This is a genomic window from Methylobacterium sp. Leaf93 (genome assembly GCF_001422345.1).
Taxonomy (GTDB): domain Bacteria; phylum Pseudomonadota; class Alphaproteobacteria; order Rhizobiales; family Beijerinckiaceae; genus Methylobacterium; species Methylobacterium bullatum.
This window is the reverse complement of record NZ_LMMS01000001.1, coordinates 738,909-751,852: the sequence shown is the minus strand read 5'-3', so window position 1 is coordinate 751,852 and position 12,944 is coordinate 738,909. Positions and strand designations below refer to the sequence as shown.

Genomic DNA, 12,944 nt, shown 5'->3' with positions numbered 1-12,944 from the left:
TGGGCAGCTTTTCGTAAAGCGTTCGTCAACGATGCCGAGTGATCGCTCACCTGTGTATGAGTGTGGACGGCCGAGGCTTCCCTCTTGCGCGGCCGGAAGCGCAAGTCGCGCCGGGACGCTTGAGCGCGCCCCGCGCCCGGTCTATCGCAGCCTCACCGATGATCCCGACGACGGCACCGATGCGTCCCTGGAAACAGGCTGTGGCCCGGGCCTTCGACGGGGCGGACGATTACGATGCCGCGGGAATCATCCAGGCGGAGGTCGCTGCGCGGCTGGCGCAGCGCATCGCCGCCCTGCCCCTTCCCCCGTCGCCACACATTCTCGAGATCGGCTGCGGCACCGCCTTCCTCACGCGGGCCGTCCTCGCTCATGTGACGCCCGGCCTGATGGTGGCATCGGATCTGTCCCCCGCCATGATCCGGCGGGCTCGCGAGCGCATGCAGCATCGCCCGGATTTGGCCTTTCTCGTCATGGACGGCGAGCGGCCCTGCCTGGCGCCGGGCTTCGACCTGATCTGTTCGAGCCTGGCGGCGCAATGGTTCGAGGATCTGGAGAGCGCGCTCGGCCGCCTTTCCGGCCTGCTGGCTCCCGGCGGGTTCCTCGCGGTGACGACCCTGGCGTCCGGCACGTTCCGCGAATGGCACGCGGCGCATGACGCTATCGGCCATCGCCCCGCTACGCCGTCCTATCCGACGGCGGAGGCCCTGGCCCGACTCCGGTTCGCCGGCTGCACGAGCGGCGTGTTCCTGGAGCCGGTCGTCGAGAAACATGCCGACGGCCGGGCCTTCCTCCGCTCGCTTCGCGCCATCGGGGCGGGAACGCCGGGCACCGTCCGTCCCCTCTCGCCCGGCGCATTGCGGACGGTCATCCGACAGTTCGAAAGGGGAGGGGCAGCGATCACCTACGAGGTCGCCACCCTGGAGATCCGGCGCGATCCCTGACATGGAAACGGCGGGGCTCTCGCCCCGCCGCACAGCGTTCCGGTCTTGGTGAACGATCCGACCTACGAGGCCAGGAAGACGCTCGCGGTGCCGACGATGGTCCAGATCAGGCCGCCCGCGAAGGCACCGATCATGGCGTAGGAAAAGCCCTTCAGAACCATGTTCGTCCCTCTCGTCTCAAAGGATCAGCAGCGGTTTCCGCCGGAGGTCTGACCGTATTGCTGGACCGGGAAATTCTGCTGGTTGGCGTTGCCTTCGGCGGCCGAGCTCATCGGGCAGCCGAGATAGGCGGGCGGGCGGCTGACCTCCCTGAGGGAGCCCGTCTCGGTGACGTCATAGGGCGAGAAAGCGGTGTAGCGCGAGGGGCGCTCGAACGCCGTTGCAGAAGAGATCGAAGCAGCGCCAAGCACAAGAGCGGTAGCGACGGCGGCGATACGGTTCATCATGGCGTTTTACAAGTTCCTTTACAGTGCGGACCAGATGTTTGGCCCGCTTCTCTCTGCATGAAACTGATATAGGAAGTCTCTTTCCTCCATGACGTGTCACGGCACACGAACCATGCGGGATTAAGAGTGCCTCACAAAACTCCCGGTCACCGTCGGTTCTCGCTCACGGCACGACGGTGCAGCGGGAGTTTTGTGAGAGACACTCAGTGACGAGTCTGCCGATGGCATCGGGCTGGATACGATTCAGCGCGCGACGGCGTAGAGCCGGGGCCCAGAGGCCTCGCTCACCGTCCCGGCCGAGATCCAGTTGAGACCGCTCGCCCCGGAGCCGGCAAGGAGATCGCGGAAATCTTCCGAGATGGCGATCGAGAGGTCCACGGCCTTGGCCCGTGCCTCGATGCGGGCGAGGGTGTTCATCGCTGGGCCGAGCACGGTGAATTCCGCGCGATGACCGTCGTCGAACACGCCGACGAGGACGTCGCCGGCATGCAGCGCGATGGTGACGCGCAAGGAGGGAAGGCCTTTCTCCGCGAGGCGCCGGTTGAGGGCCGCCAGCCGCAGCTGGACCGCCTCGGCACAGGTGAAGGCCGCGCGCGCCTGCGCCTGGGGAGGGCCGACGAGGAACTGCGCCAGCACCCCGTCGCCGATATACTTGTCGACAATGCCGCCGCGTTCCGTCACGGCCCGATGCGTCAGAGCGCGCATCTCCATGAGGACCTCCACGACCTGCTGGGGCGGCCGCGTCCGCGTCAGCGCCGAGAAGCCGCGGATGTCGAGGGCGAACAGGCAGGCATGCCGTTCCTGGACCTCGCCCGGACCGCCGCCCTGCGCCAGATCCTCGGCGACGGCGGCCGGCACGAAGCGAGTGAGGATCAGGCGCTCCCGCTCCAGCCGGAACGTCGCCGCCACCGCCCAGGTCAGCCGCCGCACACCGTCGAGGACTACGAGGCTGGCGACCATGAAGGTGAGAAGGCCCGGAACCTCCTCGTCGAGGGTGACGTGCGGTCCCAGATGCTGGCTCTCGGGCGAGAGATAGACGAACAGGATGGCGCCGCCCCACCCCGCCGTCACCAGACCGGCGAAGATGCAGGTGTGCCAGACGCGCATGGTCAACGCGGTCTGCAGCAGGATCAGGAAGGCCGGGATCCGGCTGACCGCGGCGGCAGCCTCCTCCGTGTCGGCGGCACCCAGAAACATGTGCTCGACGAGGACGTAGATCGCGACGCTGGCATTGAGGAGAGTCGAGCCCCAGCCGAGCCACCCTCGGCTCGGGCCTACGGGGATGCCGGTACCCGGCGCCGTTCGCAGGCTGAGCAGCGCCAGGAGGATCGAGGCCCCGGCATAGACCGACAGGACGATCCAGTGTCCCAGCCCGTGGATCGATCCGTCATAGGTCTGCGCGGTGGCGAGCAGGACCAGGACGATGAGCAACTGCAGGGCGAAGGACCGGCCGCTCGATGCCTGCTGCAAATGCGTGATCGTCGGCGAACGCGGCTCTTCCCCGTTTGCCCGGTCTCGATCCCCGGTTCTCAATAGGCTGTCTCCTCCTGCGCCATCGGCCGCTCCTCATGCCGGATGCGGTCCACGCAGGCCATCGGTGGAGATTGCCGCATGCCGGCCGCCGGCCTCTTCGGGAGGGGTACGCGCCCGGATCGCCTCAGTTGGCGTCGGACGGCGTTCCGTCACCGCGCCGCAGGAGGAACACCCCTTGCGCGCCGAACAGGTTCCAGACCCACCACGGCATGGAGATCCGCATCGGCCGGCCGCGCGCGTTGAGCGCCGTGGCCTTCTCGATCTCGGCCCCCACGGTCCGGCACAGGCCGACGAAGTCGCGGATGGTGCAATGGTGGATATTCTGGGTCTCGTACCATTCCTCCGGCATCAGCTCGGTCACCGGCATCCGCCCCCGGAAGGCGAGTTCCGAGCGGACCCGCCAATGGCCGAAATTCGGGAACGAGATCACCACCTGCCGGCCGATGCGCAGCAGGTGTTCCAGCACGATGCGCGGGTTGCGCGTCGCCTGGATGGTCTGGGACAGGACCACCACGTCGAAGGCGTCGTCGGGGTAATTGGCGAGATCGGTGTCGGCGTCGCCCTGGATCACCGGCAGGCCACGCGCCAGGCAGGCGTTGACGCCCTCACGGGAGAGCTCGATGCCGCGCCCGTCGACGCCGCGCCGGTCGCGCAGCAGCGCGAGCAGGGTTCCGTCGCCGCAGCCAATATCGAGGACGCGGGCGCTCGGCGGCACGAGACCGAGCACGACGAGATGGTCGACGCGGGCGCCGTCGCTGCGCGGCAGCGTGTCGGTCGTGCTCCAGGGGGCGAGGGCCACGCGGCTCACCGACGTCACAAGCCCCTCGCCCGGGCCGCGGCGTCGATGAAGCCCTTGGCGGCGTTGAACATCACCGGCTCGTCGAGGAGAAAGGCGTCGTGACCCTTGTCGCTCTCGACCTCCACGAAGGCGACCGAGGCCGAGGCCGCGTTCAGCGCATGTACGATGGCGCGGGAATCCGCCGTGGGAAACAGCCAGTCGGAGGTGAAGGACATCACGCAGAACCGCGTCCGGGTGTTGCGGAAGGCGTTGGCGAGCACCCCGCCATGGTCGGCCGCGAGGTCGAAGTAATCCATGGCGCGGGTCAGGTAGAGGTAGGCGTTGGCGTCGAACCGCTCGACGAAGCTCAGGCCCTGGTGGCGCAGATAGCTCTCGATCTGAAAATCGGCGTTGAACGAGAAGGTCGGAGCATGGCCGCCCTGGAAGCGGCGGCCGAACTTGCGGTGCAGGGCCGGCTCGGAGAGATAGGTGATGTGGGCACCCATCCGCGCCACGCCGAGGCCCTTTGCGGGGCGCGTGCCGGCTTCGAGGTAGCGTCCTTCCGCCCAGGCCGGGTCGGCCATGATCGCCTGACGGCCGACCTCGTGGAAGGCGATGTTCTGGGCCGAGTGGCGGGCGCCGGTGGCGATGGGCATCGCGGCGAAGACCCGGTCGGGATAGAGCGCCGCCCATTGCAGCACCTGCATGCCGCCCATGGATCCGCCGACGCAGAGGAACAGGTCGCGGATGCCGAGACGGTCGAGGAGCATCGCCTGGCCCCGCACCATGTCGCGGATCGTCACCAGCGGAAAGTCGAGGCCGTAGGGCTTGCCCGTGGCGGGATCGGTGGAGGCCGGACCCGTAGAGCCCATGCAGGAGCCGATCACGTTCGAGCAGATCACGAAGTAGCGGTCGGTATCGATGGGCTTGCCCGGTCCCACCAGGGTCTCCCACCAACCGCGCTTACCCGTCACCGGATGGGTGTGGGCGAAATGCTGGTCCCCGGTGAGCGCATGGCAGATGAGCACCGCGTTCGACCGGTCGGCGTTAAGGGTGCCGGCCGTCTGGTAGGCGATCCGGAACGGCGCGAGATCGACGCCGGCATCCATCGCCAGCGGTTCGTCGAGGCCGAACGAGGCCACCGGGCTTCGCGGATCGAGGGAGGGCGGCGCATCCGTCGGGATGCCGTCCTGGCGGAGGTTCCCCTCGTCGGGCCTTGCGAGACTGTCGAGCGACATGGTCATCAGGCGTCTTCGCGCGTTGTTCGCCGATTCGCTTTCGCGGTGATGCGAGGGGGGCGGCCGGTCGCCACCCTATCGACGCGTCGCGAAGGTCCATCCCCATCGGTGCCCGGCCCAGCCGAACGAATATGGGCGTAATGTGCGTATGCACGGGCGTCAACGAAAGGGGCCGCGCGCGAGAAGGTCACGACCGGTGCTCTGGTCCTCGGGCTTCGGGAAACGTAGACACGATCGGCCGTCTCCCTCATGCGGGGTCGGCAAGATCCATACCCGATCCATACCCGCCGCCGGACGCGACTGCCCGCATGCGCTTCACCACGAGACCCGCACCGCCCCTCGACAATCTCGCCGAGTTGCGCGCCGAGATCGACCGGATCGACGCGGAGATGCATGCCCTGCTGATCCAGCGCGGCTCGATCATCGACCGGCTCATCGCGGTCAAGCGCACCTCGGCCAGCGGCTCGGCCTTCCGGCCCGGCCGCGAGGCCTCGATGATGCGGCGCGTGGCCGAGCGCCATCGCGGGCTGCTCCCCCTCGACACCGTGGAGGGGATATGGCGGGTCATCATCGCCACCTTCACCTGGGTCCAGGCCCCGTTCAGCGTCCATGCGGACGTGTCCGGCGGCGACGCACAGATGCGCGACTCGGCGCGCTTCCATTTCGGATTCACGGTGCCCTACCGGCCGCATCCCACCTGCGCGGCGGTGATCGAGGCCGTGGCCGCCTCGCGCGGCGATCTCGGCATCTTCCGCCTCGACCCCGAAGGTTCCGCACCGCCGAGCCCGGAGGCGCCGTGGTGGGAGGGCCTCGTCGGTGAAGGCCGGCCCAAGGTGATCGCGCGGCTGCCCTTCATCGAGCGGCCGACCCATCCCGCCGGAACCCCGGTCTTCGTGGTGGCCAACCCCCTCGACGATCCGGCCGCCGCCCAGCGCGACTGGGTGCTCCACGCGGCCCGGCTCGAGAACTGGACGCCCGAGAGCGCCCGTGCCCTGCAGGACCTCTACGGCGAGGTGGTGGCGCGCGCGGCCGTCACGGGCGGTCACCGCCTTCTCATTGCCGTACCGGGCGGGGTCGGCGGCCGGCAATTGCGGGAGACCCTGGAGCGGGCCGGCACGATCGTGGAAAGCCTCGACGAGATCGGCAGCCACGCCGCCCGGTTCCGGGTGTAACGACGGGCCGGGAGGCGGCCGGTTCTCTCGTCAAGGAGGGCAAGCTGCGTTAGACGGGCAGCCTGAACTCCAGCCGGCCCGCGCTCATGTCCTCCGCTTCCCCCGTGTCCCGTCCCGTACCCCGCCCCGGAATCCTCGCCATCGAGGCCTATGTGCCCGGCAAGAGCGGCGCGCCGGGCGCTGTGAAGGTCCACAAGCTCTCCTCCAACGAGACGCCGCTGGGTCCGAGCCCCCTGGCCATCGAGGCCATGCGCGAAGAGGCGTTCCGCCTCGCCCTCTATCCGGACGGAAACTCCACGCGCCTGCGCGAGGCCATCGCCTTCCGCTACGGGCTCGATCCCGCCCGCATCGTCTGCGGTGCCGGGTCGGACGAGCTCCTGTCCTTCCTCGCCTACGCCTATCTCTCGGAGGGCGACGAGGGGATCTTCACCGAGCACGGTTTCCTGGTCTACCGCATCGCCATCCTGGCCGCCGGCGGCACGCCCGTGGTGGTGCCCGAGCGCGATCTTCACGCCGATGTCGACGCGATCCTCGCCGCCGTCACGCCGCGCACAAAGATTGTCTACCTCGCCAACCCCAACAACCCGACCGGCACCTACCTGCCCTTCGCCGAGATCCGACGCCTGCATGCGGGCCTGCCGCCGAACGTCCTCCTCGTCCTCGACGGGGCCTATGCCGAGTACGTGCGGACGAACGATTACAGCGCCGGCCTCGAACTGGTCCTCGAATCCGAGAACGTGGTGATGACCCGCACCTTCTCGAAGATCCACGGCCTCGCGGCCCTGAGGATCGGCTGGATGGTGGGCCCGGCGGGGGTGATCGATGCGGTGAACCGCATCCGCGGGCCGTTCAACCTGTCGGGCAGCGCCATCGCGGCCGGGGCGGCGGCCATCGCCGACGAAGCGCATGTGGCGGCGGCGGTCGCCCATAACGAGACCTGGCTCGCCTGGATGACCGAGGTCGTCTCCTCGCTGGGCTTGGCGGTCACCCCGAGTGTGGCGAACTTCATCCTCGTCCATTTTCCCGACGAGCCGAACCGCAGCGCTGCGGAAGCAGACGCCTATCTCGCCGCGCGCGGCGTAATCGTGCGGCGCGTCACGTCCTACGGCCTGCCGGACGCGCTGCGCGTCACCATCGGCAGCGAAGAGGCGAACCGGGCCTTCGTCACGGCGCTCACCGCCTTCGTGAAGGACGGCATCCGTGCCTGAGGCGAAACCCGTCTGCCAGCGCCTCGCTATCGTCGGCCTCGGGCTGATCGGCTCGTCCATCGCGCGAGGGGCGCGGCAATACGGGCTGGCGCGGAGCATCGTCGCCATCGACCGCGACCCGGCCGTGGTCGAGCGTGTGCGGGCTCTCGGCCTCGCCGACGAGGCGACGGGGGAAGCCGAAGGCATTGCCGGCGCCGACCTCGTCATCCTGTGCGTCCCGGTGGGGGCCGTGGGTGCCGTCGCAGAGGCGATGGCGCCGCATCTGAAACCCGGCGCCATCGTGTCCGATGTCGGCTCGGTTAAGGCCTCTGTGGTCGCCGCCGTCTCGCCCCATCTGCCGGACGGCGTCCATTTCGTCCCGGCCCATCCCGTGGCGGGCACCGAGTATTCCGGCCCCGATGCCGGCTTCTCGACCCTGTTCTCGGGCCGCTGGTGCATCCTCACCCCGCCGGAGGGCACCGACGAGGCCGCCACCGCGCGGGTCCAGGCCTTCTGGGAGGGGCTCGGCGCCATCGTCGAGAGCATGACGCCGGAGCATCACGACCTCGTGCTCGCCATCACCAGCCACGTGCCGCATCTCATCGCCTACAACATCGTCGGCACGGCCGCCGATCTCGAAGCAGTGACGCAATCGGAGGTCATCAAGTTCTCGGCCGGCGGGTTCCGTGACTTCACCCGCATCGCCGCCTCCGATCCGACCATGTGGCGGGACGTGTTCCTCACCAACAAGGACGCGGTGCTGGAGATGCTCGGCCGTTTCAACGAGGATCTGGCGGCACTGGCCCGCGCCATCCGCTGGGGCGACGGCGACGCGCTGTTCGAGCTGTTCACCCGCACCCGCGCCATCCGCCGGGGCATCGTCGCCCTGGGGCAGGAGACGGCGGAAGCGGATTTCGGCCGCAGCCGCACCCCGCCGGAGCCGGCGAAGGACGAACCGGTCTCCGAGCGGTAGGGGTCGTCCGGTGAGTGTGACCGTGGGGGCTGGTTCGCCATCGCCCCCCGAGCAAAGCGTCCATTCTCTCCCCCCCACGACCTCATCCTGAGGCGCCGCGCAGCGGCCTCGAAGGAGGGTTCCAGAAACCACGTCGCGAGCTGGAGGGCTCCTTCGAGGCCTCCGCTTCGCTTCGGCTCCTCAGGATGAGGTCGTGCAGGGATGAACGTCTCCTGCCGAGACGTCATGGCTCATGCATTGGGGTCGAGCGGCCCGCTCAATACAGAGGCGGCACCTGGACGTTGGGAATCGGGAACGGACCCAGCATCAGGCGTCCGTCCGTGAGGCGCAGGGGCGGCAACGCCTTGAGGGACGGATCTCCCGTCGCCGCAGGCGCTGCGGCCGTTTCGGCGTCCTGGCGGCGACTTCCGCCACCGAGCAGCTTACCGACCAGCCCTCCGATCAGGGCTCCCTTCTCCGCCCCGAAACGCTGGCCCATGACCTGCCCGACCAGAGACTCTACCCCGGCGGCGCGGATATCGATCTGTCCGGCGGGACGGTGCTCGTCGTCGAGCGCGATCTTGCCCTGGGCCTGGAGGCGGCGGTCGCCCTTGGCCAGGGAAAGCAGGGCGATGTCGAGGCTGCCGCCGGCCCGGCGCCAGGCTTCGAGCTCGCGCGCCACCTGTCCCGTCCGGATGACGGCCGCCTGATTCACCGTGGCATCCAACGCCATGTCGATGGGGGCGGTGTTGCCGAGGAGAGGATCGAGGACCGGCACGTTCGCCTGCGTCAGCCGCAGGCTGGTGTCGACGGCACCCTCGGTAGCGAAACGGGCGGGTGTCGGCCGGGCGTGGAATTCGAGGTGCTTGGCCGCCACGTCGATGGGCTGCGGTCCGGCATTTGTCACTCTGACTTTCGGTCCATCCATCGCCAGGGAGGCCCGTGCGAACCCGTCGGACGTACCGTGGAAACTCGCCTCCAGCGAGGTCCAGGTGGCGTCGGCGACGAGGCCGTCCTGTTCCACGTGGAACGGCCCGCTCGCCTGCAGGATGCCCTGGCGCGGCTGATAGACCTGTACCACCGCGGTCAATGGTCCAAGGGTGAAGCGGCTGTCCGCCCGCGAGAAGGCGAGGGAGGCGCAGCGCAGTTCGATCCGAAAGGGATAGCCGGTGATCGAGCGATCAATACAGGTCCAGTTGCGCCCGGCCGTCGCCTCGCGGGCCATCCAGGCATCCATTTCGGACTCGGCCTTTCCGCGAATCCAGAACCAGCCCGCGCTCCAGATCAGGACGACGGCGAGGAGAAGAATGTAGGGCAGGAACAGGCCGGTCCGCGATGGCCGTTTCCTGGCCGCCAAATCCGGTTCCTGCGCCATCGTCCGCTCGCCTCGATCTCGAAGCCCCGTCGCCGTCGACGGGGGGTCCTTCGTGACTGAGCTTTGGCGGGTCTCAACGCGGCGAAAGCATGGCCGCCCGCCGATTCAGGCGGCGACGCCCGTGATCTGGTCCATCGGCCGATCCACACGAAGATCGGCGACGATCTCCCACCGCTCAGCCTCGTCCTCGGCCAGGCGGTGGACATGCATCTCCGTGGCGCCCCCATGGCGCGCACGGGCGATCCAGTTGCGGGTGAGCCGCTCGCGCGGGCTCGATCCGGCCGCGGCCACGGCGATGAGTTCGCCGATCCCGGCGGAGTCCCGCCGCACAGCCATCACCACCGCCTCGCCCATGTCGTCGAGTTCGAGCTCGGCCAGGTCATGGATGCCGACGACGTAGCGACGCCCGGACCGGCCGCGCCAAGCGCTCAGCACCAGGGCAGGAGTTCCACGCAGGCTGGCCGTCGTCCTGAGACGTACTTCGCGCATGGATGGATCTCCGGATCAGAGGATGGGCATCGGTGAAAGCCGTGTTCCGCACCTTGCGGGGTGAGAACGAAGACGGCTTTTCCGTTCGCCCTTTGTTCCAGAGTAATCTTAACAATTTCCTTCCGTCAAGAGTCGCGCTTTCGCTCTCCGCAGAGTGCCTCCGACCGGCTTATCCACAGCCTGTGGATAGACTAAGCACTCACGCGGTCCTGGATTGTTCTGCGACGGCACCGGTCTCGGGCACGGCATGACCGCGTGCCGCCAGATCAGCCCGGCCGGACGCCAGGAGGGCATCGGAGGCGGCTTCGATCCGAGTCTGCATCTCCTCCAGGAACGCCGTGCGGTCGAGGCCGGGGGCGATGGGGGCGAGGAACTCGATCACCGTGGTGCCGGGGCGACGGGTCAGCTGGCGGCGCGGCCAGTAGAGGCCGCTGTTGAGGGCGACGGGCAGGCAGGGCACGCCGAGCGCCGCGTAGAGATGGGTGATGCCGAGCTTGTAGGCGGGGGGCGAACCCGGCGCCTTGCGGGTGCCCTCGGGGAAGATGATAAGCTGGCGCCCGTCGCGGATGGCGCGGGCCGCCGCCTCGTTCATCGCCGCCATGGCGCGGGTGCCCTTGGAGCGGTCGATGGCGACCATGCCGGAACGGGACAGGAACCAGCCGAAGAGCGGAATCCAGAGCAGCTCGCGCTTGAGGATATAGGCGAAATCCGGGAAGGCGGTGACGAGGGCCAGGGTCTCGAGGGCGGATTGATGCTTGGACGCTACCAGCAGCGCGCCGGGGGGGCGGTGGTGCAACCCCCTGAACTCCACGCGCACGCCCCCGACCACGCGCAACAGCCACAGGCTCACCTTGGCCCAGAACCGGGCGACCCGGATGCAGGCCCGCTCCGAGACGAGGGCGGGCAAGCCGCCGATCGCGATGAGGGCGGTGGCGAGGTAGAAGACGATGTTGAAGGCGATGGAGCGAAGGATATGCATCGGAAACCCGGAATGATGCCCTTCCTGTAGCGCGCGCCGTCCCGCCGCACCATCCGCTCGACCCGAACCGCCCTATTCGCCCTCGGCCAGGGTTCCGCGCTGGCGCGTGTCGGCGGCTCCCGCCACGAGCCCGCCCCCCGTCATCACCGAATTGGCCGAGCCGGAGGTCGATCCCACCCGCACCGCGTGCCCCTTCGCCCGGAGCAGGGCGAGGGTATCCGGCGAGAGCCCGTCCTCGGCGAACAGCACGTCGGGCCGCCATTGGTGATGGATGCGCGGGGCGGTGACGGCCTCGGCGAGGTTCATGCGGAAATCGATGACGTTGACGATCACTTGCAGCACCGTGGAGATGATGCGGCTGCCGCCCGGACTTCCGGTGACGAGGACGAGGCGTCCGTCCTTGAGCACGATGGCCGGGGTCATCGAGGAGAGCGGCCTGGCGCCGGGAGCCACCGCATTGGCAGGGCCGCCGACGAGACCATAGGCATTGACGCTCCCGGTCTTGGCCGAGAAATCGTCCATCTCGTTGTTGAGGAGGACGCCGGTTCCCTCCGCCACGAGGCCGAGCCCGTAGGAGAAGTTGAGGGTCGTGGTGGTGGAGACGGCGTTCCCGGCGCGGTCCACCACGGAATAGTGGGTGGTCTGGTCGGATTCGTAAGGCAGCGGGTCGCCGGCTTTCACCGCCTCGACCGGACGGGCGCGGGCGGGGTCGATGGCGGCGCGCAGGGTCTCGGCATAGGCCTTGGCGGTGAGGCCCCGCACCGGCACCTCCGAGCGGGACGGGTCGCCGAGCCAGGTGGCGCGGTCGGCATAGGCCGGCTTCATCGCCTCGGCGAGGGTGTGGAGGGCATGGGCGCTGCCCGCGCCCATGGCGGCGAGATCGAACCCTTCGAGGATGTTGAGGATCTCGATGAGATGGACACCGCCGGAACTCGGCGGCGGCATCGAGACGATCTCGTAGCCGCGGTAGGTGCCCCGAATGGGCTGGCGGAGCGCCGGCTGGTAGGCGGCGAGATCGGCGGACGTCAGCACTCCGCCGACGCGTCTCGCCGCCGCCGCGATCCGCTCCGCGATCGGCCCGGTATGGAACGCATCGGGCCCCTGTTCGGCGATGGCCGCGAGGGTCGCGGCGAGATCGGGCTGGACCAGGGTCTCGCCCCGCTGGAGCGGACGCCCGTCGCGGAAGAACACGGCACGGCTCGAAGGCCAGCGCCCGAGGCGGTCGGCGGCGCGGGGCAGCGAATCAGCGAGCCCGCCCTCCACGGGAATCCCGTCCCTGGCCAAAGCCCTGGCCGGGGCAATGAGATCGGCGAGAGTGAAGCGGCCGGAACCGTAGAGGCGGTGCGCCTCGGCCAATCCGCGCACGGAGCCAGGAACGCCGACGGCCTTGCCGGTGCGGATGGATGCGCCGCGATCGGGCTGCCCGTCGGGGGCGAGGAACATGTCCGCCGTCGCCGCGGCGGGTGCCGTCTCGCGAAAATCGATGGCCACGGTCTCGCCGGTGGCGGCGAGGCGGACCAGCATGAACCCGCCGCCGCCGAGATTGCCCGCCTGCGGCAGCGTCACCGCGAGGGCGAAGCCCACCGCCACGGCGGCATCGACGGCGTTGCCCCCACCCTTCAGGATCGCGACACCGACGCGGGTCGCCAGGGCATCCTGCGAGGACACCATGCCGTGGGTCCCGAGGACGGGGAGGATGCGAGCGTCGTCGGAGGGGATCGGCGGCAGTTCCGGAACCGCCTGGGCGAGGGCCGGTCCGGACAGGATCGTGAGAAAGGTCAAGGCGAGGCTGAAACGACGTCCGGTCATGCCCAATCCGTCATGCGAGGCTCTCCCACGGCATCCTGCGCCGAT

Annotated in this window: 12 protein-coding genes; 4 read left to right on the top strand and 8 right to left on the bottom strand. The window is 69.0% G+C overall.

Annotation, left to right across the window (positions count from 1 at the left end; all coding sequences use genetic code 11):
• Positions 1–179 precede the first annotated feature (179 nt).
• On the top strand, positions 180–941 hold the full coding sequence (locus tag ASF26_RS03285) for a methyltransferase (protein ID WP_244475800.1): 762 nt from the start codon (positions 180–182) through the stop codon (positions 939–941).
• A gap of 185 nt (positions 942–1,126) precedes the next feature.
• On the opposite strand, the gene ASF26_RS03280 is transcribed toward ASF26_RS03285, so the two are convergent.
• The 4 genes from ASF26_RS03280 to ASF26_RS03265 form a co-directional block, all read right to left on the bottom strand.
• Positions 1,127–1,387 carry a hypothetical protein gene (locus tag ASF26_RS03280; RefSeq protein WP_018045910.1) on the bottom strand — a complete coding sequence of 87 codons (261 nt, stop codon included), beginning with the start codon at positions 1,385–1,387 and terminating at the stop codon, positions 1,127–1,129.
• A gap of 243 nt (positions 1,388–1,630) precedes the next feature.
• Entirely contained in the window at positions 1,631–2,857 is a 1,227-nt protein-coding gene (locus ASF26_RS03275) for an adenylate/guanylate cyclase domain-containing protein (RefSeq protein ID WP_244475799.1), read from the bottom strand.
• A 187-nt stretch (positions 2,858–3,044) separates the two neighbouring features.
• Positions 3,045–3,719: a methionine biosynthesis protein MetW gene (gene metW, locus ASF26_RS03270; RefSeq protein WP_244474586.1), complete on the bottom strand. Its 675-nt coding sequence runs from the start codon at positions 3,717–3,719 to the stop codon at positions 3,045–3,047.
• A gap of 14 nt (positions 3,720–3,733) precedes the next feature.
• The gene (locus ASF26_RS03265) at positions 3,734–4,942 is read right to left on the bottom strand and encodes a homoserine O-acetyltransferase (protein WP_056249442.1); all 1,209 of its coding nucleotides are present in this window, start codon (positions 4,940–4,942) and stop codon (positions 3,734–3,736) included.
• A gap of 302 nt (positions 4,943–5,244) precedes the next feature.
• Between ASF26_RS03265 and ASF26_RS03260 the strand changes: the two genes are divergently transcribed.
• The 3 genes from ASF26_RS03260 (at position 5,245) to ASF26_RS03250 (ending at position 8,268) form a co-directional block, all read left to right on the top strand.
• Positions 5,245–6,108, top strand: a complete 864-nt coding sequence (locus tag ASF26_RS03260) for a chorismate mutase (protein ID WP_056249433.1) — start codon at positions 5,245–5,247, stop codon at positions 6,106–6,108.
• 86 nt (positions 6,109–6,194) lie between these two features.
• Complete coding sequence (locus ASF26_RS03255) at positions 6,195–7,316, top strand: histidinol-phosphate transaminase (protein WP_056249430.1); 1,122 nt, start codon at positions 6,195–6,197, stop codon at positions 7,314–7,316.
• On the top strand, positions 7,309–8,268 hold the full coding sequence (locus ASF26_RS03250; protein ID WP_056249424.1) for a prephenate/arogenate dehydrogenase family protein: 960 nt from the start codon (positions 7,309–7,311) through the stop codon (positions 8,266–8,268). Before ASF26_RS03255 ends, ASF26_RS03250 begins: the two co-directional genes overlap by 8 nt.
• A gap of 256 nt (positions 8,269–8,524) precedes the next feature.
• Here ASF26_RS03250 and ASF26_RS03245 read toward each other — a convergent pair whose 3' ends face one another.
• The 4 genes from ASF26_RS03245 to ggt form a co-directional block, all read right to left on the bottom strand.
• Complete coding sequence (locus ASF26_RS03245; RefSeq protein WP_056249420.1) at positions 8,525–9,622, bottom strand: DUF2125 domain-containing protein; 1,098 nt, start codon at positions 9,620–9,622, stop codon at positions 8,525–8,527.
• A 105-nt stretch (positions 9,623–9,727) separates the two neighbouring features.
• Positions 9,728–10,111, bottom strand: a complete 384-nt coding sequence (locus ASF26_RS03240; protein WP_056249417.1) for a hypothetical protein — start codon at positions 10,109–10,111, stop codon at positions 9,728–9,730.
• A gap of 199 nt (positions 10,112–10,310) precedes the next feature.
• Positions 10,311–11,090, bottom strand: coding sequence for a lysophospholipid acyltransferase family protein (locus ASF26_RS03235; RefSeq protein ID WP_056249412.1), 780 nt, complete (start codon positions 11,088–11,090; stop codon positions 10,311–10,313).
• 72 nt (positions 11,091–11,162) lie between these two features.
• The gene (gene ggt / locus ASF26_RS03230; RefSeq protein WP_056249409.1) at positions 11,163–12,899 is read right to left on the bottom strand and encodes a gamma-glutamyltransferase; all 1,737 of its coding nucleotides are present in this window, start codon (positions 12,897–12,899) and stop codon (positions 11,163–11,165) included.
• Positions 12,900–12,944 lie beyond the last annotated feature (45 nt).